This window comes from Acinetobacter sp. CE-15, from assembly GCF_051059255.1.
Taxonomy (GTDB): Bacteria; Pseudomonadota; Gammaproteobacteria; order Pseudomonadales; family Moraxellaceae; genus Acinetobacter; species Acinetobacter guillouiae.
Genome location: NZ_CP192737.1, coordinates 2,900,320 through 2,921,235 on the forward strand (window position 1 = coordinate 2,900,320; position 20,916 = coordinate 2,921,235).

Annotated in this window: 16 protein-coding genes; 11 read left to right on the top strand and 5 right to left on the bottom strand. The window is 38.2% G+C overall.

The window, feature by feature from the left end; all coding sequences use genetic code 11:
- The first annotated feature begins 8 nt into the window (after window positions 1-8).
- From sbnB to ACQ7EO_RS13485, 8 genes are all read left to right on the top strand, one after another.
- A complete protein-coding gene (gene sbnB / locus ACQ7EO_RS13450; protein ID WP_004820581.1) occupies window positions 9-1,022 on the top strand; it encodes a 2,3-diaminopropionate biosynthesis protein SbnB in 1,014 nt (337 codons plus the stop codon).
- Between the two features lie 17 nt (window positions 1,023-1,039).
- Window positions 1,040-2,734 (top strand): IucA/IucC family protein, encoded by a 1,695-nt coding sequence (locus tag ACQ7EO_RS13455; RefSeq protein WP_434277635.1) that lies wholly within the window; start codon window positions 1,040-1,042, stop codon window positions 2,732-2,734.
- Between the two features lie 3 nt (window positions 2,735-2,737).
- A complete protein-coding gene (locus ACQ7EO_RS13460; protein WP_434277636.1) occupies window positions 2,738-3,943 on the top strand; it encodes an MFS transporter in 1,206 nt (401 codons plus the stop codon).
- Window positions 3,940-7,467, top strand: coding sequence for an IucA/IucC family protein (locus ACQ7EO_RS13465; protein ID WP_434277637.1), 3,528 nt, complete (start codon window positions 3,940-3,942; stop codon window positions 7,465-7,467). Before ACQ7EO_RS13460 ends, ACQ7EO_RS13465 begins: the two co-directional genes overlap by 4 nt.
- The gene (locus tag ACQ7EO_RS13470; RefSeq protein ID WP_244015663.1) at window positions 7,460-8,233 is read left to right on the top strand and encodes an HpcH/HpaI aldolase family protein; all 774 of its coding nucleotides are present in this window, start codon (window positions 7,460-7,462) and stop codon (window positions 8,231-8,233) included. Before ACQ7EO_RS13465 ends, ACQ7EO_RS13470 begins: the two co-directional genes overlap by 8 nt.
- A 162-nt stretch (window positions 8,234-8,395) precedes the next feature.
- Window positions 8,396-10,624, top strand: coding sequence for a TonB-dependent receptor (locus ACQ7EO_RS13475; protein WP_434277639.1), 2,229 nt, complete (start codon window positions 8,396-8,398; stop codon window positions 10,622-10,624).
- Between the two features lie 137 nt (window positions 10,625-10,761).
- Window positions 10,762-11,073: a BrnT family toxin gene (locus ACQ7EO_RS13480; RefSeq protein WP_434277640.1), complete on the top strand. Its 312-nt coding sequence runs from the start codon at window positions 10,762-10,764 to the stop codon at window positions 11,071-11,073.
- Window positions 11,036-11,350 (top strand): BrnA antitoxin family protein, encoded by a 315-nt coding sequence (locus ACQ7EO_RS13485; protein WP_270386616.1) that lies wholly within the window; start codon window positions 11,036-11,038, stop codon window positions 11,348-11,350. Before ACQ7EO_RS13480 ends, ACQ7EO_RS13485 begins: the two co-directional genes overlap by 38 nt.
- A 161-nt stretch (window positions 11,351-11,511) precedes the next feature.
- On the opposite strand, the gene ACQ7EO_RS13490 is transcribed toward ACQ7EO_RS13485, so the two are convergent.
- The 4 genes from ACQ7EO_RS13490 to ACQ7EO_RS13505 all read right to left on the bottom strand — a co-directional run bounded on the left by ACQ7EO_RS13490 (window position 11,512) and on the right by ACQ7EO_RS13505 (window position 15,223).
- Complete coding sequence (locus ACQ7EO_RS13490) at window positions 11,512-12,690, bottom strand: thiolase family protein (protein WP_434277641.1); 1,179 nt, start codon at window positions 12,688-12,690, stop codon at window positions 11,512-11,514.
- Window positions 12,691-12,841: 151 nt separating this feature from the next.
- The gene (locus ACQ7EO_RS13495; protein ID WP_270386621.1) at window positions 12,842-13,489 is read right to left on the bottom strand and encodes a CoA transferase subunit B; all 648 of its coding nucleotides are present in this window, start codon (window positions 13,487-13,489) and stop codon (window positions 12,842-12,844) included.
- Window positions 13,490-13,491: 2 nt separating this feature from the next.
- On the bottom strand, window positions 13,492-14,193 hold the full coding sequence (locus tag ACQ7EO_RS13500) for a CoA transferase subunit A (RefSeq protein WP_004721433.1): 702 nt from the start codon (window positions 14,191-14,193) through the stop codon (window positions 13,492-13,494).
- Window positions 14,194-14,341: 148 nt separating this feature from the next.
- Window positions 14,342-15,223: a LysR family transcriptional regulator gene (locus ACQ7EO_RS13505; protein WP_333664609.1), complete on the bottom strand. Its 882-nt coding sequence runs from the start codon at window positions 15,221-15,223 to the stop codon at window positions 14,342-14,344.
- A 654-nt stretch (window positions 15,224-15,877) separates the two neighbouring features.
- Between ACQ7EO_RS13505 and ACQ7EO_RS13510 the strand changes: the two genes are divergently transcribed.
- The 3 genes from ACQ7EO_RS13510 (at window position 15,878) to ACQ7EO_RS13520 (ending at window position 19,285) form a co-directional block, all read left to right on the top strand.
- On the top strand, window positions 15,878-17,302 hold the full coding sequence (locus ACQ7EO_RS13510) for a GntP family permease (RefSeq protein ID WP_004721436.1): 1,425 nt from the start codon (window positions 15,878-15,880) through the stop codon (window positions 17,300-17,302).
- A 33-nt stretch (window positions 17,303-17,335) separates the two neighbouring features.
- Window positions 17,336-18,121, top strand: a complete 786-nt coding sequence (locus tag ACQ7EO_RS13515; protein ID WP_209826398.1) for a 3-hydroxybutyrate dehydrogenase — start codon at window positions 17,336-17,338, stop codon at window positions 18,119-18,121.
- Between the two features lie 207 nt (window positions 18,122-18,328).
- On the top strand, window positions 18,329-19,285 hold the full coding sequence (locus tag ACQ7EO_RS13520; protein ID WP_419304799.1) for a 3-hydroxyacyl-CoA dehydrogenase NAD-binding domain-containing protein: 957 nt from the start codon (window positions 18,329-18,331) through the stop codon (window positions 19,283-19,285).
- 824 nt (window positions 19,286-20,109) lie between these two features.
- On the opposite strand, the gene paaG is transcribed toward ACQ7EO_RS13520, so the two are convergent.
- Window positions 20,110-20,898 carry a 2-(1,2-epoxy-1,2-dihydrophenyl)acetyl-CoA isomerase PaaG gene (gene paaG, locus ACQ7EO_RS13525; protein ID WP_434277643.1) on the bottom strand — a complete coding sequence of 263 codons (789 nt, stop codon included), beginning with the start codon at window positions 20,896-20,898 and terminating at the stop codon, window positions 20,110-20,112.
- Between the last annotated feature and the right edge of the window lie 18 nt (window positions 20,899-20,916).

Genomic DNA, 20,916 nt, shown 5'->3' on the forward strand with positions numbered 1-20,916 from the left:
AAATATTTATGAGTAATTTGGCTAGCCTTCGTTACCTTAGTCAATCAGATTTACTCCATCTTGGTGCAAATCACAGTAATTCGTTTATCGAAGCAATTACTGAAGGCCTCACACTTCACGCAAATAAACAGTTTGTACAACCCTTAAAACCCTATTTACGTTGGCAAGGTGCGGACCATATTGCAGACCGAATTATTGCCATGCCGTGTTATTTGGCTGGAAATGATCCTATTGCAGGGATCAAATGGATTGGCTCTCGCCAACATAATCCTAAGAAATTTAATATTCCTCGTGCCAGTGCCTTAATTGTTTTAAATGACGCTGAAACAAATTACCCCGTGGCAATCATGGAAGGCAGTTTAATTAGTGCGATGAGAACAGCTGCAATTACTGGTGTATCAATTCAATATCTCGCCAAAAAAGACTTCTCAGATATCAGCGTGATTGGTTGTGGTCCGATTGCCCAAATGCAAATCAAAACGGTCTTAGAACAATATCCACAAGTTAAAAAAATACATTTATTTGATCTAAACCCTGAAGCCGCAGAAAAACTTAAAGCTTTATTTATTGGCGAATATCCAAATCTTCAAATCGAAATTCATGAAACTGCCAAGTCGGCGATCCAACAGGCAGATGTATTAATCACTTGCACAGTATCTGACAAACCCTATATCCCGTTTGAATGGCTTAAAAAAGGTTGCTTCGTTTCAAATATATCAATCATGGATATTGAACCAGAAGTTTTCCTCAAAGTTGACAAAGTGATTGTGGACGACTGGGATCAATCCAATAGAGAAAAGAAAGTCATCAATGTGTTGGTTGAAGAAGGTTTATTTAGCCGTGAAAAACTACATGCTGAACTAGGTGACATCATTATTGGGCATAAAAATGGCCGTGAAAATGATGATGAAATCATTTTACTCAACCCAATGGGTATGGCGATCGACGATATTGTTTGTGCGAAATGGTTTTTCAATGCTGCACAAAAACAAAATATTGGCACAGTTTTGCCACTTTTATAATTATAGGAACAATGCACATGTTAGATCGGATTTACACAACACAACTTCAGAAAACTATAGATGCGCTCTATATGGAAAATTATGGTGAGTTCAGAAACCATATTGTCTATAAAAAGCCTTATCTTGTAATACATCTGAGTAGTGAGTTGGAACTACATTTCAACTGCTTAAAAGTAAATAGTGTAAATCCTTTCTATATCACAAAAGCAGAAGTTTTACTTCATAACACGTTGAGTCAACAGACCACTGAGATCGCGATTGCTGACGTTTTCAATTATTTAACTCAATCCTCATGGTGGCCATCAATCAACCACCAAAAAGCCATTACGTATTGGCATGATAATTTAGTTACTGCTGAAAAAATTCCTCAAATCTTACAATCCGCACTTTCTTTTTCTTCGCCACTCATAATGAGTGAACAACTTTCGCTTGTCGCTGACCGTGCATTTCATCCATTTGCACATGCGAAAGGTGAACTCAGTCCACTCATTACTCAAAAAGAAATTGAAGTGTATTGGTGGGCATTTAAAAAAGCAGATGTCATAAATAATATGGAATCCATTCCACATGATGAACTGGCTCTCCCTGCTGAGGAAAAAAATCTTATTATTGAAAAAATGCAGGCTCTCTCAAATGAATACCTTGCAATACCTGTACTTAAAACACAGCATGACTATTTAAGATTTCAAGAAAACAAATATCTAGGGATTGACCTCGGCCTTGCCACTGCAATTGGTTGCCCAACATCCTCGCTACGAACTTTAATCAATCACTTAAATTCAAATCAGCACTTAAAGCTCTCGACCAATGCCAAAACTTTGGGTGCTATTCGCTCTATGCCTGCTCGATATTTAGCCAACGGTCATGCGGCATATGATTTTCTCAATGATGTCATCGACAAAACACCATCGTTAAAACATCAGCTCTTTTTAAGCAATGAAACCCATTGGTGGGTCTTGGGAAAACAAGAACCGCTGGTACAAAATTTAGGTGTTATCGGCTGTCAAGTGAGGCATTTACCTCATTTTTGCCAAGAAAAAAATATAGCACCAATTAGCATGTCTGCTTTAAGTTGTCCTTATATTGATCCATGGCAAGCTTTAGGTATAACAGGTGACAAATGGAACTTACTTAAAGATTTGAGTACCCATTTTATTCACACTTTTCTCACACTGTGGTCTTTTGGTGTTATGCCTGAGTGTCATGGTCAAAACACCCTAGTATGTTACCAAGACAATCAATTTAAATGCTTTATTCTGCGTGACCATGACACCTTAAGAATATGCACCCCTGCGATTCAGGACAGTGGTTTTGTTCCGCCAGTCTATAAAATTGATACCAGTACGCCAAACAATCTTATTTTTAATAAAAATGAGGATTTATTTAATTATTTTATAACCCTCGGGATACAAATCAACCTATACCCTATCGCATTAGCAACATTGAAATATACCGATCATACTGAAATTGATTTCTGGGAAATGATCCAAGCGATTATTGTCAACTTTATAGAAACTGCCGCGCTTTCTGAACAATCGAAAAACTGTATTCAAAAATATGTTTTTGAAAGTAGCCATTGGCCATTCAAACAATTACTCACCCCTTTATTAGCCCAACAGGGTGATTCAACAGGGATGCCAAGTAAAATTGGTATGACGTCAAATCCCTACCATGCTTTATTCCAATCTTGCTATGAGACCATGGATATCTAAATCATGCGTTCCTCTCGCCTAGATCATTTGATTATTTTACTGTGTCAATTTTTTTCGACTTTTGGCTTGATGGTCTTAATACCGATCATGCCGCTATATATGGAAAAATTAACGGCGCAAATGGCAACACCCGCCATTTGGGCAGGTATAGCGCTGTCAGCATCAGCTCTAGGGAGTCTATTTACAGCCCCACTTATTGGTCATCTATCAGATACATTTGGGCATAAAAAAGCACTGTTACTTTCCTTGGCTGGTTTCTGCATTTCTATACTTTTAATGGCGGGAGCACAGCATCTATTTGTGTTTATTTTTGCCCGTATTCTATTAGGATTTTGCGGTCTATCCGTGATTCTTTATGCCTATACCTCTTACTTGTCTAGCGAGCGACAACGGGGTCTTGCCTTTGGACAGCTCCAAAGCAGTGTCGCACTGGCCTGTCTATGTGGTCCGGTACTCGGGGGCATATTTATGGACCATTGGAAAGTTGAAACCTTACTCAATGCCACAGCATATATTGTCATCGTTTTAATCTTAGTTGCTGCCATTTTATTGAGCCAACCTGTACAGACATCTGTCACTGAACCCGATAAAAAACCATCAACACTGCAATCCTTTGATCGAACAATTTTTTCTTGGCTCAGTGCGGGAACCTTTGTCCAAGCTGGCGGGTTCGGTTTAGTGTCCTGTTTTATCTTATATATCAGTGAAATCAGTCGAAATATAACTACCCCCTTATCTATTGCGAGTTTAACAGGAACAATCCACGCACTTTCATGGGGCGCTGCATTTTTTGCTGCAACCTATTGGGGGAAACGCAACGATGCGAGAGGCGATTCATTTCATAATTTTGTCAGCGCAACACTGATCTGTGGAATCACGGTTCTGGCTTTGACATGGACCACTAATATTTGGTTAGTGCTGCTCTTAAGACTCATACAAGGTTTCTGTTTCGCTGCACTTATTCCCTCTATTTTTCATACGATTTCGTTAAAAACAGATGCAAGAAATCAAGGAAAAGTGATTGGTATTTCAAATAGTGCCTTTGTTCTCGGTCAACTGTTTGGACCGATTGCGGTCACCCTCACATACTCATTTTTCAATATCACTGCCGCGTTAATTTGCACTGCATTATTTTTTATTGGTGCTGGATTAATCGTGACTTTAAACAAATTTTTAACCAATACAATTTTAGAAGAGGTACAAGAATGAACCCGATCATTACCACTGATGCATGGTCTTACAAGCTTTTTGAACAATACTTGAATACTTTTTTTCGTGAACTTCAAGTTCAACTCGAACAGCATATTCTCTCAGAACAGGCTTCACCTTTAGTAATACATGACGCAAATAATTCACCCTATTTTTCATACCCATTTACTGCATCTAACTCAATCATCTATGGTGCGATACAGCATTTCTCAAGCACAGGTTATCATCGTTACCAGCGCTCTTTTTGTGTATTCAATACTGAGGATAAGACTGTCACAAGTCTGACTGATCCTAAAGTGTTGGTTAAAATGATAACCGATGAGTTAAAGTTAAATCAGCGATTTAAAGATAAAAAGCAAAATCAAAATCTCTATGCAGAAATCGCAAACAGTATCGAAAATACCAAATTTTTTTTAGAAAACAGCGTAGATCAAATAAAGCCTAAACTGGCCTCTAGTTTTCAATCTGCTGAACAAGGCATGTTATATGGACATCCATTTCATGTGACCTCAAAAGCCAATCTAGGCTTTTCTAAAGAGGATATGAAAAAGTATAGCCCAGAGCTAGGTGCGACGTTTCAGTTACACTACTTCGCAGTGCATTCATCCTTAATCCAAAAACTTGTCAGCGATAACAATGTTGATCAACTGATTGAAGAAGACGTTTTGAAGCATGCACGACAGCGCCTTAAAGATGACTTCGAAAATTATGAACTTTTGCCTACACATCCGTGGCAAGCAAACTTTTTACTCCTACACCCTTCCTTAAAACGCTATTTAGAAAATCATGAGGTTCGATATTTAGGTGCTTTAGGACAAACCGTTTGGCCTACATCTTCAGTACGAACTGTTTGGTTACCGCAATCTAATATTTTTTTAAAACTCTCCATTGATGTGCGTATTACTAGTTTTATTCGTAACAACCCTATGGATGAAATGGAAAGAGCGATTGATGCCAGTAAAATCATTCTTAAGCATCAGATCAATCAACACTATAAAAATATGCTTATTCTTCCAGAGCTTACAGCCAAAACTGTCAAAATCCCTGAGTTAGAAAGTTCTTTTGGCATTATATATCGCGCAGGATTAACTACGGAAACGCTTGAAAATACTCGAATGCTAGGTGGTTTAGTCGAGGAAAATGAGCATCATCAGATCCCCTTAATGGCGTTTATTGATCAGGCCGCACAAGCCCAAGGATTTCCAAATAGTCACTCAAAAGCCTTTCTTGCTGATTGGTGGAAACAATATATTCAAGTTTCCTTGGTTCCACTGATTGAATTGTTTGCAAATAAAGGGATTAGTGTTGAAGCCCATATGCAAAACAGTTTGATGGAATTTAAACAAGGCTTCCCTGCTCGACTGATTATTCGTGATATGGAAGGGATTAGTGTGGTTTCTGAGATGCTCAATGATCATTCCTCAGTCTCTGAAGATAGCACTGTTTGGTTTTCTCAAAAGGATGCATGGATTTTTCTGCAATATTATTTAGTCATCAATCATATTGCGCATCTGATTAGTGCGATATCAAGAGTAAGCATTATTGAAGAAAGTGAACTTTGGCAAACCACCAGACAAACCCTGATCGATGAAAACTTCTCAGATAAAGCACAGCACTACTGCAACCTTTTGCTTAACTCTCTCACTTTACCTATTAAGGCAAATATGATGAACACCTTATATCACAGTGGTGGTAACCCGATTTGGATTGATATTGAAAATCCGATTTATAAATACAGAGGCGCTCAAACACTAACCCCACTTCAAGCTACGGAACAAATTGATTATAAAGTCCAAGCGGAAAGACGTGTCATCGGGCAATTATTAGAAGCATTAATCTTTGAAAATGCCTTTAACTACGAAAAATCAAATGGGCAAATTAAATTCTTTATTTCAGATGATCTTTTTTATAGCTGCGACGCTAAACAACATTTTAGTTTTAACCGAATTAAATTAAATCCATCGAGTTTAGTCCGTTATGATGCCGTTCAAAAGTCATCAAGCAATCCAAATTTAAAAGCATTATTGGCTGATTTAAAACATATTATTGATGCAGATCCAATCAAATGGCAAAGCTTTAATGATGAGCTCAATCTTACCTATGTCAAACATGCACAAACACTGGGTCTATCACCCAACCAACCATTAAGAACACTGTCATATATTGAGCAAGAAGCCCGTATAAACAATGCACATCTCTATCATCCAAGTTTTAAATCTAGAATAGGCTTTGATCTTAAGGAAAATCAAAAATACTCACCTGAATTATCCCAAGGATTCTCTGTTCAATGGGCTGCTACTCATAAAAGCTTATGCAAATTGGTTTTGAGTGAAACGATCAACTTAAATCAACTGTATAAACAGCATTTTTCAGACAAAGACCTTCACGCAATCCGTGAGGAATTGACAGCACATCAAGTTGATTTCAATGATTATATTCTTAGCCCCATTCATCCTTGGCAATGGGATAAAATTATTGAATTGTATTATCAAGATGCAATCAGCAATCAACTGATCATTCCATTGAAAATCGCTGGACCTACTTATTTACCGCAACAATCAATCCGAACATTATCAAACATCACGGATATTTCAGCGTTATCACTAAAATTAGCGATGAATTTAGTTAACACGTCGACCTCTCGTGTTTTAGCACCACATACTGTGCAAAATGCTGCAAAAATGAGTGACTGGCTGTATAAAATCGTTGAGCAAGACCATATTTTAGAAAAACAACGTAAACCCGTTATTTTAAGAGAAATTGCTGGACTTTCTATCAATCAGCCGATCGCCTTAGCTGTTCAATATGGCGCACTGGCCTGTATTTGGCGTGAAAGTATTTATCATTATCTCAATGAAGGTGAATCAGCAACACCAGTTACAGGTCTAATGCAACTTGATACTGACCAAAAACCGCTGATAGACCACTGGATCAAACAATACGGGATCGAGTTTTGGTTAGAGAAATTATTAAAAAATGCCTACCTGCCAATTATGCATATTTTATGGTGTCACGGCTTAGCATTGGAATCTCATGCACAAAATATGGTGTTAATTCACAAAGATGGTCTACCTGTTAAAGCTGCTCTAAAAGATTTCCATGATGGTATTCGCTTTAGTCGTCATTTGTTAAGAAATCCAGAGCTATTACCCGAGTTACAAGACGCACCTAAAGAACATGCCAAAATTAACCCGAATTCTTTTTTAGAAACACACGCAGCAAATGAGTTAAGAGATTTTACCCAAGATGCTCTTTGGTTTGTCAATCTAGCGGAATTGGCCATATTTTTAAACACGCATTATGATTTTGATGAAATCAAATTTTGGACAATGTTAAGATCGATCATCAATCAACATAAAGAAAAGCATCCAGAATTTGCACAAAGATATGAATTGTTTAACTTTACAGATGACACCATCGATATTGAACAACTTGCAAGTCGTCGCTTCCTACCTGAAATCCGATTAAGAGTACAAACCACCCCAAATCCGTTGAGTTTAATTAAGGAAATTGAATATGAATAAAACTTCAGTTCCCTTTAAAAAACGCATGGAAAATGGTGAGTCACTGTATGGCATATTCTGTTCTATTGCCTCGCCAATTCATGTGGAGCAATTGGGGCTGGCTGGCTATGACTTTATTATTATTGACTTGGAACATACTTTATTTAGTACATCCCAAGTTGAAAGCATGATTTTAGCCGCTAGAGCCATGCAGCTTGATGTATTGGTTCGAGTCCCCTTAACCGCCAATCACTTGATCTTACCTTTACTCGATGCTGGCGTGACTGGAATTGTATTACCACGTATAGAAAATGCACAACAAGCCCAAGAAGCTGTGAATTATTGCCACTACATGCCCCTAGGGCAAAGGGGCTTAAATTCAACTCGGTTAAATCGCTATGGCATGCAGAGCTTAACTGATTTTGTGCAACACGCACACAAAGAAACAGTTGTCGTCGCAATGATTGAAAGTTTAGCTGGTGTAGCAAATATCGATGAAATTTTAGCTATTGATGGGATCGATATTATTCTTGAAGGTGCGGCAGATCTTTCTCAGTCTATGGGCGTTCCTTGGGAAACGCGCCATCCGCAAGTTCAAGCAAAGATCCAAGAGATATATAGCAAAACTCAGCAACAGGGTAAATATTTCTGCGCAATTCCGCGCCAGCCTGAAGATATTGCGTTGTGGAAACACCAGTCTGTAAAACTTTTTGTGCTCGGTGATGATCGCAGTATTACCCGCCGAGCACATCAGATTCATATTGATTCATATAAAGAAATTGTATAGATCTCTAAACCTTGAGTGGTGTATCAGCTATTCCACTCAATTAAATTTAAGCTGAATATAAATGTTTTATTGTTTGTTTATTTGTTACTGTGAATTACAATCATTCTCAATTATACTTTCGTCAATTTAAAGCAATCTCAGGGTGAGATAAAAGGAAGCAAGATGAAAAGCAACAAAATTTTTAATAAGAAGTCTGATGTAAAAAAAATCATTCCACTTATATCAATTGGTGGGTTCATCTTTTTATCGCAATCCTCTTTTGCTATTTCACCCACAGAAGCTACAGATACAGAGAACAAAGCTGCAGTGCTTCCGACCATTACTGTCAGCGCATCACGCTCAGATGAATTCTCCTCTTCTGCAAAACAAGTGACCAAATTAGATGAAAAACAAATTGAATTTCTAAAAAATGCGTCTTCTGGAAATATCGCCACTGTTTTAGCCAAAGTTGTGCCTGGCTTATCTGATTCAAGTCGTACAATTACCGATTATGGGCAAACTTTACGCGGACGTAATGCCTTGATCTTGGTTGACGGCGTACCCATGAATTTGACACGTGATACATCAAGAGGTCTTTCATCAATCGATCCTCAAAATATTACGGGGATAGAAGTCATTCGAGGCAGTAATGCGATTTATGGAAGTGGTGCTGCTGGCGGAACGATTTCAATCACCACCAAAGCGGCGGGCGGTGAACCGACTGCAAAAACTGTGATTGGGCTACAAAGCGCTTTGACCAACTTTCGTACAGATGCTTTAAGTGGAGATATTCATCAATATTTTTCTGGAAGCTTAAATAACTTTGACTATGCATTTGATTTTGGCTATCAACGTATTGGTAGTCCATACGATGCCCGAGGCGATCGTGTTGCACCAGAACCAAGTCAAGGTGATTTATTTGATGCGGATGCATATAGCGTAGGCGGTAAACTTGGCTATCACATTGACGACAACCAATATCTACAATTTGCAGCAAATTACTATAACGCTGAACAAGATTCTGACTATGCCTCTGACCCAAGTGTAGCAAAACTTCCTGCAGGTAGCGTACCTGCGAAAGCAATCAAAGGGCTTAAATTAAAAGACCAGAATAAAAATGAAAATCAAATCTACAATTTAACCTATAACAATAAAGATTTATTTGGCAGCAAAGTTGACGCGCAAATCTATTACCGAGACTTTTTTACTCGCTTCTCGCCATTTGATGCCCGTAAAGTCAGTACACGTGGTGGAAAAGTCGATCAGGTTTATCAAAACAATAATGTTCTTGGTAGTCGCCTAACCGTAAACACCCCACTAGAATTTTTAGGTGATACGTCAATTGTTTGGGGTGGCGATTTTAGCCGTGAAAAAAGCGAAATGCCTCTAGACACGTTTGATCCTACAATTTATGACCAATCTGGTGGTTTAGAATTTGTTAAAAATGGAAAACTAATCTATTTACCGGAATTAACCACCCAAAGCATCGGTGGTTTTGCGCAATTAAAGCATAATTTTAATGAGCAATGGTCTGCTGAAGTTGGTACACGTTATGAAGACAGTTATGCAAAAATAGATAGCTTTGTTCCATTATCACAATTAGGCAAACCAAATCCTTATACCGTTAAGGGTGGTAAAGTGACGGCCGATGCATGGTTATATAATGCCAATGTCACCTTTAAGCCAACAGATCAGCACTCAATTTACGCATCTTTTAATCAAGGTTTTCAATTGCCCGATGTAGGGGTGGTGATCCGTAATGCAACAGAAGGATTTAACTTAGCATCATCATTCCTTGAACCGGTTAAGGTGGATAATTACGAGCTCGGTTGGAATGGTCATTTTAATAATTTTAGCTCAAGCTTAGCGGTGTTTCAGTCAACGTCAGATCTGGGTGGTGTTCAATCCTTTAACAATGGCTTGATACTGACGCGTACCAAAGAAAAAGTGACTGGTGTAGAAGCGACTCTTGATTATCTTGATGATGCAAAAGTATGGGGAACTGGAGGAAGTGTTACATGGATGAAAGGCCGTGAAACCCCACAGAACACCAATACAGAACAAGACATGACGGGTTACCGTATTCCACCTTTAAAAGTAACAGGATACATTTCTTATAGCCCAACAGACACATGGACCAATCGTTTACAAGCGACATATTTTGGTTCAGAAGATTATCGCTTAAACGGTGTCAACAGTTTTGGACGTTATGATGTTAAATCATATACAACTGCAGATTTAATCAGTAGTTTTGCCCTCAACAAAAAAGATACCGTTACGATTGGCTTAGAAAATATGTTTAACCGTAAATACTATCCTTTATACAGCCAACTTCTCCGTACCAGTAATAACACCAGCCATCTGCTTGCATCAGGTGCAACATTGAAAGTGACTTATAGTCATAAATGGTAAGATTTGATAATAATGCCTTATAGAGATCTATAAGGCTTTGTTGTTTTTTTATATTGTCTAGTCAAGAAATTGGCTGAATTTTGCATTTTTTACATTTTTGTATTAACATTTTTATACTAACAAAAAGCGATGCAGTGATGGAAATTGAATTTTCATGGGATGAGCATAAAGCAGAAATAAACTTAAAAAAGCATGGTGTAACTTTTGAAGACGCAGTACTGGTTTTCTATGATGCTTATGCCTTATACCATCAAGATCGCTTTGAAAATGGTGAATATCGCTGGCAAGCGATAGGTTTGGTATATGGGCTGGCTGTTTTACTGGTTGCCCATACTGTAAAGGATCATGATGGGATTGATCATATCCGTATCATTTCGGCACGTCAGGCAGAGAAAAAAGAGAGGAAAAAGTATGAGCAAAACCGTTACTTACAAACTGGATTTGAATAATCCACCTACCTTGTCAGATGAACAAAAAGCAAGACTTGAAACTTTGGCTGAACATCCAGACAGCAAGATAGATTTTTCAGATATTCCTCAACTTGATGAAAAATTTTGGAAAAATGCTGTGCAAAATCCCTTTTACAAGCCCACCAAGCAAGTGACTACTGTCCGTATTGATTCAGATGTTATGCAATGGCTAAAATCTCAAGGCAAGGGCTATCAGACCCGTATGAACAAAATTCTTCGAGATGCTATGCTTCAAGAATTAAAGAACAATCCTTGAAAATGCAAACGAGATTTTATTTTTAAACGATTCCAATAAAATCAAAATACGACCTAAACTCACATGACAAAGAACAGCAAAAAGCCGGCAGTATTGAAACGACCGGCTTTTTTAATTTTGAACCACAAACTATTTAACTATTTATTACGATAAACAATAAATTACGCGCTTAATTCAACTGCAAGTGCTGTAGCTTCACCACCACCAATACAAAGTGTTGCAATCCCTTTGGTTTTACCTAAGCGTTTTAAAGCATGGATCAAGGTCACAATGATTCGTGAACCTGATGAACCCAGTGGATGCCCAAGTGCGCAAGCACCGCCATTAATATTGACTTTTTCAGGATCAAGTTTAAATGCATCAATTGCAGCCATAGTGACCATGGCAAAAGCTTCGTTAATTTCCCAAAGATCAACATCGTCTACAGACCAACCGAGATTTTTCAGTAATTTTTCAATTGCGCCCACAGGTGCAATGGTAAACTCTTCAGGATGTTGGGAATTGGTTGTATAGCCTTTGATTTCTGCTAATACAGTTAAACCACGCTTTTGCGCTTCTGACGCCGACGTGATCAGTAGTGCAGATGCACCATCACTGATTGAGCTAGAGTTTGCAGCAGTAATCGTACCATCTTTGGCAAATGCTGGTTTTAAGCTTGGGATTTTATCAATCTTGGCATTTTCAGGATTTTCGTCCACATCTACAGTGATCTCCCCCTGACGTAGCGCCACTTTAACAGGTGTGATTTCGTCTTTAAAATAACCTTCTGCAATCGCTTTTTTTGCACGTGTCAGTGAGCGAATTGCAAACTCATCCATTTGCTCACGGCTATAGCCCTTTTTATCCGCCATTTCCTGTGCAAAACTTCCCATTGCACGCCCTGTACCCGCGTCTTCCAAACCATCAAGGAACATATGATCAATCACTTGACCATGCCCCATCCGATAACCTGAACGTGCTTTAGGTAATAAATACGGTGCATTGGTCATAGACTCCATCCCACCGACGACAATAATTTTGGCACTTCCTGCTTTAATGGCATCGCTGGCTTGCATTGCAGCTTTCATCCCAGAACCACAGACTTTATTGATTGTGGTTGCGCCAACATGATCTGGTAAACCCGCTTTTCGCATCGCTTGACGTGCTGGACCTTGTTTTAAACCCGCAGGTAATACACAGCCCATAATCACTTCATCAATATCAGCAACAGGCACATTGGCTTGTTCAATAACTTTTTCAATGACGACTGCACCCAAATCCGGTGCAGATAAGCTTGCAAAACTGCCTTGAAAACTTCCCATTGCAGTACGACGAGCAGCGACGATGACAATCTTTTCCATTCGAGTTCACCTTGTATTTTAAATGCGTATACTTTTGAAGCGGGTATTTTTGAAAATAGCATATCCATTGATAACATGTCTAAGCCGCCAAAGCGACTTAGCATTTAAACTTGGCTGGTTAAATTAGAATTTTAAGCTCGCTTTGTCACAATCAAGCCACAGCGAGATTTGAGGTGATCAGTTCTACCCCTGTTGCCGCCTGAATTTGTTCTAGGCTTACATCTTTGGCCAATTCAATCAACTCAACACCTTGGGGAGTGATATCCATCACCCCTAAATCCGTAATTATACGGTTTACGACCAGTCTACCCGTAAGCGGTAATGAACATTCAGCGACAATTTTAGGACTACCATCTTTAGAACAGTGTTCCATTAACACCACGACTTTTTGAACACCTGCAACCAAATCCATTGCACCGCCCATGCCTTTTACTTTTTTCCCAGGGATCATCCAGTTGGCTAAATCTCCCTTTTCGGAAACCTCCATTGATCCTAAAATGGCAATATTGACCTTACCACCACGAATCATGGCAAAAGATTCAGCACTAGAGAAAAATGCAGCACCCTTACGTGCAGTTACGGTTTGTTTACCCGCATTAATTAAATCTGCATCGACAGTAGCTTGTGTTGGAAATTCATCAATCCCCAATAAGCCATTTTCAGATTGAAGCCAGACATTGATATTGTCAGGAATATAGTTTGCAACCAAGGTAGGTAAGCCAATGCCTAGATTGACATAAAAGCCATCTTTAAGCTCTTGCGCTGCACGTTCAGCCATTTCATTACGCGTCCAAGCCATGATTAAATCTCCGTCTTCAATGTCAATTGTTCAATTCGTTTTTCAGGCTGCGCATTTAAAACAATACGACTTACATAAATGCCCGGTAAATGAATTGAATCTGGATCTAACTCACCAATTTCAACAATTTCTTCAACTTCGACAATGGTCAATTTGCCAGCCATTGCACACTCAGGGTTAAAGTTTCGTGCAGTCTTACGAAAAATTAAGTTGCCAGCTTTATCTGCCTTATAGGCTTTTACCAAAGCAATATCTGCAACCAATGCTTGTTCGAGTATGTAATCTTTACCATCAAATTCGCGAACTTCTTTGCCTTCGGCAATCAATGTCCCAACACCTGTTTGAGTAAAGAACGCTGGAATGCCTGCACCACCTGCACGTAACTTTTCAGCCAAGGTGCCTTGAGGTGTCAACTCAACTTCAAGTTCACCATTTAAATATTGACGTTCAAATTCTTTGTTTTCACCGACATAGGATGAAATCATTTTTTTAATTTGTTTGGTTTGTAAAAGCTTGCCTAGACCAAAATCATCCACACCTGCATTGTTAGAAATACAAGTTAGACCCGTTACACCAATTTCTTTTAAGGCATCAATCAATGCTTCTGGAATACCACATAATCCAAAACCACCCACTGCAAAAGTCTGGTTGTTTGCAACCACATCAGCCAAAGCTTCATGTGCATTCGCGACAACTTTGTTCATCGTTTTAACTCTATGTCCTTTAGAATTATTATTATTAACATCGAGCAAATTATTTTAGAAATTGATTCTTTCAAATGTCTAATGAGTAAAACTCATTAATCTGATTTTATCCTGAAATAGTGGACTTTATGATGGGCTAACATTCTTTTTAAAACTGATGTGCCAATATCGTTTCAATAAATTGCGAAGAAATATTAGAAAGTTCAAAATCTTTTTTATAAATGATCCCAACCGAAAGATTGACATTGCCCTCTTCAATTTCAACCAAGACATTATTTTCTTTATCGATATAATTTTGAAAATGACGTGGAATCGCACTGACCCCCATACCAAAAGCCACAAAATGCGACAATGAACTAATCTGATGACACTCAAGTTTTAAATCTAAGATCATATTATTTTGTGAACATTTCTCTTCCACCACGTGTCGAATGATCGAAGGTTTCTGTAAAGTGATAAAAGGATAAGCATACAGCTCACACCATGTCACACTTTTACGCTGCGCCAACTGATGATCCTTGGGAAGTAGTGCTAAAAAATCTTCATTGAAAAATGGCTTAAAAATTAATTGATCATTGTGTTGCGGTTCAAAACAAATCCCAATTTCAAAAATGCCCTCTTGGACTTTTTCAATAATTTTTTCATTGGGAATATCATGGATTGAAAAATTGATATTGGGATGATTCGTATTAAATTCATGCAGTACAGCAGGTAAAACTGCATGTGTTGCGAAAGGCATCGAGGCAATATTCAATGTGCCACGATGTAATTTAAAACGCTGTTTGACATCTCTTTCCATGTCTTCCCAATTTGCCAAAAGTTTTTTAGCAAATGGAATCAACGAATTTCCCTCAGCAGTAAGATCCACACGGCGGGTATTGCGCTTAAACAGCTTGCCACCCAACTCATCCTCTAAACTTTTGATACTTAAGCTTAAAGCAGATTGACTTAGGCAAAGTTCATTGGCAGCATTGGCATAATTCAATGTCCGAGCAAGAACTAAAAAAGCTTTTAACTGTTTGAGTGTCATACGGCAACCTAACTGATTTATAGCTCTATAATACGCTAAACCAAGCGAGTTTTGATCCTAAAATGAGTCATTTGAGCTATCGATTTGCTTATAGAATAAGATATCAATCCATGCTAGCTGATCTCGTTTTTGCTCAGATTGATGTCTTAATGAAAGTTTTTAATTTGTGTGATCTGTAAAAAATATGTCTATGCATTTAAATCAAAGCAAAATCGATATAAGACGTATTTCAAGCAACATACTTGTCAATAAAACCACTGCTGTAAATAAAAATTAAAATGCTCAATATATACTCATTCATCTGCACTTCCAATTTGGCTTTTTTCTTTTGCTTATCTATGACCTATTGCGCAAAAACCTCATGAAACTTGTTTCTATTCATTAGTTTTCCATATTGACTCATAAATATTTTCAAACAATGCCTCGAATAATTTGGATTATAGTTTTATCCATCATTTGGAAATGGATATTCCAATTTATAAGTCTGGACGATTTATAAAAGCTAAATTTATTGATCAATATTAATTTCTCTAGATATCCATTTTTATTGGTTTCACTCACTAATGCATTTTTATGATTGAGATAGCCTTGTCGTGATTTGAGATAAAAACAAGGTGGGTTTTGACATATATTCTTTAAGGACGGAGTAAAAATATGTGGGAACTGGGTATAATTTTACTTTCTCTTGGCTTGTTGATGTACACAGCCTACAGAGGATTTTCTGTAATTCTCATGGCACCGATTTGTGCCTTATTGGCCGTCTTGCTGATTAACCCTGCCAACGTTTTACCATTTTATTCTGGTGTGTTTATGCCAAAAATGGTGGGCTTTATTAAAGATTATTTCTTGGTGTTTTTGCTGGGTGCGATTTTTGGTAAAGTTGTTGAAATGTCTGGTATTGCTGAATCCATTGCCAAAACGATTGTTAAATTAATTGGCTCTAAAAATGCAATGCTTACCGTTGTTCTGCTAGGGGCAATTTTAACCTATAGCGGCGTCAGTTTATTTGTCGTGGTTTTTGCAGTCTATCCCTTTGCAAACCAATTATTTAGACAAGCAAATATCCCTAAGCGTTTGATTCCTGGCACGATTGCACTGGGTGCTTTCTCCTTTACTATGGATGCCTTACCAGGTACACCTCAGATTCAAAACGTTATTCCAACCACATTTTTTGGAACCAATATTTATGCAGCGCCATTTTTAGGGATTATCGGTGCAATCTTTGTTTTAGGTGTTGGTTTAACTTATCTGGAATGGCGTCGTCGTGTTGCTGCTCGCAATGGAGATGGCTTTGCATCTGGTATTACTTTAACAGAAGCCGAACTTCAACAATTCGAAAATCAATCTCAGCAACAAGATAATGGTTCTGGTCTACGTCAATTCATGGCATTTGTTCCCTTAATTTTAGTTGCAGTGATGAATAAATATTTATCTACAGCAATAAAAACATGGTATCCAAATGGCTTTGATTTTAATGCGCTTGGACTCGCAAATTACACTGTCGATGTCGCAAAAACGTCAGCGATTTGGGCAGTTGGTTTGGCTTTAATCGTTGGGATTATCACTGCGATTATGTTCGATTATCGTCGTGTTTCAACCAGCTTTAAAGAAGGTGTAAACGCAAGTATAGGTGGTTCTTTACTCGCTGTGATGAACACTGCATCTGAGTATGGTTTTGGTGCAATCATTGCCGCTTTACCGGGTTTTGCTGTAATCAGTCATGCTTTAGGTCATACATTTACCAATCCACTAGTCAATGGTGCAGTCACCACAACCGTTTTGGCAGGGATTACAGGTTCAGCATCTGGCGGTATGAGTATTGCTCTCAGTGCCATGGCTGACCAATATAATACAGCTATTGCTGCAATGGGCATTCCTGCTGAAGTGATGCATCGTATTGTTGCAATGGCATCTGGCGGTATGGACACCTTACCGCATAACGGTGCCGTGATTACCCTACTTGCTGTCACTGGACTTACACATAAACAATCTTATAAAGACATTTTTGCCATTACCATCATTAAAACAGTTGCAGTATTTGTCGCAATTGCTGCATTTACATGGTTTGGTATCGTCTAAGTTTATCTTCAAAATGAACACAGGGAGTCAATAATGAGTCAACTTCTCAAAGATAAAGTTGCATTTATCACAGGTTCAGCAAGTGGTATTGGACTTGAAATTGCCAAAAAATTTGCCCTTGAAGGTGCAAAAGTGGTGATTTCGGATATGAATGCGGACAAATGTAATGAAGCAGTTTTTGCCTTAAAAACTGATGGATTTGAAGCCTTATCTGCACCTTGTGATGTTTCAGATGAAGATGCTTATGCTGCTGCTATTGGTCTAGCACATAGCACCTTTGGTCGTTTGGATATTTTGATCAATAATGCTGGTTTTCAACATGTTGCTGCCATAGAAGAGTTTCCAACTGCCATTTATCAAAAACTACTGAATGTCATGCTGGTGGGTTCTTTTATTGGAATCAAACATGCATTTCCAATCATGAAGGCTCAAAACTATGGCCGTATTATCAATATGGCTTCGATCAATGGTTTAATCGGCTTTGCTGGAAAAGCGGGTTATAACAGTGCCAAACATGGGGTGATTGGTTTAACTAAAGTTGCAGCGTTAGAATCTGCTCGTGATGGAATCACGGTCAATGCGTTATGTCCTGGTTATGTCGACACACCTTTGGTACGTGGTCAAATTAAAGATTTAGCCAAAACCCGTAATGTCAGCGAAACAAGTGCACTTGAAGATGTCATTTTAGCCATGGTGCCACAAAAACGCTTACTCAATGTTGAAGAAATTGCAGATTATGCCGTTTTCTTGGCGAGTGAAAAAGCAGCGGGCGTGACGGGTCAAGCAGTGGTTATGGATGGTGGTTATACCGCTCAATAATACAGTTGATGATTGCAATGATCATGAATTTATCTCTATGTAAATCAGCTAACTAGATGTAATACATATTCATTTGTAGGGGGAAATCCTCCCCTACTGTTTTTTAGTTTTTCTATCTTTAGTTTTTATCAAAGTGAAAGGCTCACTTTGTCATGTGTCATAGCGAGACAATCCAACGTTCTCAGGTTATTCAAGGAAAATGAATATATGAAACCCATAAATAAAGTTGCCATTATCGGTACTGGTGTTATTGGTGCAAGTTGGGCAGCATTCTATTTAAGTAAAGGATTTCAGGTGAGTGCTTTTGATCCTGCAGCTGATGCAGAATTAAATTTAAAAAATAGAGTTCAAACCTATTTACTTGATCTGTTCGAATTGGCTGAAGAACAAACCACCTCTTCTGATCATTATGTTTCAGACACTTTAAAAAATCTCACTTTTTATCAAAATCTAGCAGATGCGGTAAAAGATGCCGATTTTATTCAAGAAAATGGACCTGAGCGAATTGATCTAAAAAAAGACTTATATGCACAGCTCACACAAAACTGCCCCAAAGATAGCATTATCGCCTCAAGTTCATCTGGCTTAAAAATCTCAGATATTCAACATGATTGCCTATACCCTGAAAGAATTGTACTGGGCCATCCTTTTAATCCGCCACACTTATTACCATTGGTTGAGATTATTGGTGGAGAAAAAACCCAAGCGAACTATATCCATGATGCTTTTGAATTTTATAGATTATTGGGGAAAAAACCGATTTTAATTCAGAAAGAAGTCAAAGGCCATGTCGCCAATCGTTTACAGTCTGCAATTTGGAGAGAAGCGTTTTATCTGGTTTCTGAAGGTGTATGTAGTGCAGAAGATATTGATATCGCCATCACCAATGGCCCCGGATTACGCTGGGCAATATTTGGACCTTATTTAAATATGCAGTTGGCCAATCAACATGGATTTAAAGCTGCTATGCATCATTTAGGTGAACCGATGTCTGAATGGTGGGCTGATATGCACCCTTATACCTTGTCTGAAGAAAAAATTGAGATGCTGAATGAAGAAACTCAGCAGTTTGTTAAAAAACTAGGCGATAAGAATCTTCAATTACTTCGTGATCAGGCATTACTGCGATCTTTAAAGATGCGTAAAGAATTAGATTTGCCTTAATAGGGTTTTACAAAAGTGAGCTTCATTGATTCTCCAGAATTCTCATCTGGAGAATTTAGTCTTCAAAAATTTAGCCAAGGGAATCAGGATCATTGACCTTCCCGATCCAAAATTGAATCAACAGATCAAAGCACCCCAAGCAACAATTTCAGACTGAACCTTGTTGCTTATTTTTGAACTACATCAAAAATGCCCATCAGCTTTTAGATTGTTCGAAAATTCGAATAGACATGCCAAGTTTCATATCATTATTCTTCTACTAAAAACAGCTATCGTTCTCTTATTCGCTACTTTAATCATTAAGTCGCCAAAATAAGGGAAGTATTATGCTCAACAATAAAATAAAGTTAAAACAAATGTGGTAAAGCAATTTCAGTACAACGAATGAAAAATACAAACAATTCCTAATTCAAATGGTGACCCAATATGCGAACTTTCTATACGATTCTCATCGGTATAATACTATTCCTTGTAATGCTTTTTATAAGTCGAATATTACGTGGTCGTTTTAACCCGACATTATTTTTTATTCTGTTCATCTTGATTTGGTTTGTAGCAATGAGCTGGAATATGTATATGGGCATACAAGCGGGATATGCGGTTAAAGAAGAATTCTTAATATTTTTACTTAATTTTGGTATTCCTTCTCTTCTCGCAACTTACTTCATATATAAAAAATAAAAGCTCTATTTAGCTTGCTAAGGTTAAAAACCATCATGTAAACAACAATCAAAACTAGTGATTACTTATTATAAAGCACTCTCTAAAGAGAGTGCTTTTTGAGTTAATTTTTACTGGTTAAACATGATTAGGCATAGATTTGATCAATTAAAATTAGCTTTCCTTTTTTCGATAAAGGCCGCAACACCCTCTTTATAATTGTCTGATTGTCCAGCAATACGCTGTAACTCTCGTTCCAACTGTAACTGTTCAGCCAAAGTATTTTGCGAGGCAGTATTTAAGGCCTTTTTAATTAGCGAAATCGAACTGCTTGGTTGCTCTGCCAAACGTTCTGCCAATTCAATCACGCCCTGATCAAAAACATCATCTTCATAGACCTCCCAAATAAGCCCCCAACTCAAGGCTTTCTGAGCAGATAACTTATCCCCGAACATGGTCAAACCTTTGGCTCGGGCAAGCCCCACCAGATGTGGTAAATTCCACGTCCCACCTGCATCTGGGATTAAACCGACTTTGCAAAAAGACTGTATAAAAGCAGCAGATTGCTTGGCCACAACAATATCGCAAGCCAAAGCCAAGTTCGCCCCTGCACCAGCCGCTACGCCATTGACCGCAGCCACAACAGGTTTAGCCATATTGGAAATTTTAACGACTAACGGATTATAAAATTTTTCTAAGGCAGCACCTGCATCATAATCAGCTGCACTTATCACCTCTTTATTTCTGGCTCTTAAATCCTGACCCGCACAGAAGCCCTTGCCTGAACCAGAGATTACAATGGCTTTAATCTCAGTAGAAACCGCCCACAGGTCTAAAATTGCAGCAATTTCACGATGCATTTGCTCATTAAAACTATTCAGCACCTCAGGACGGTTTAAGGTTAAATAGCCCACCCGATTTTCCTGACGAATCAAAATATGTTGAAAATCCATTTATTTTTACTCATTTAA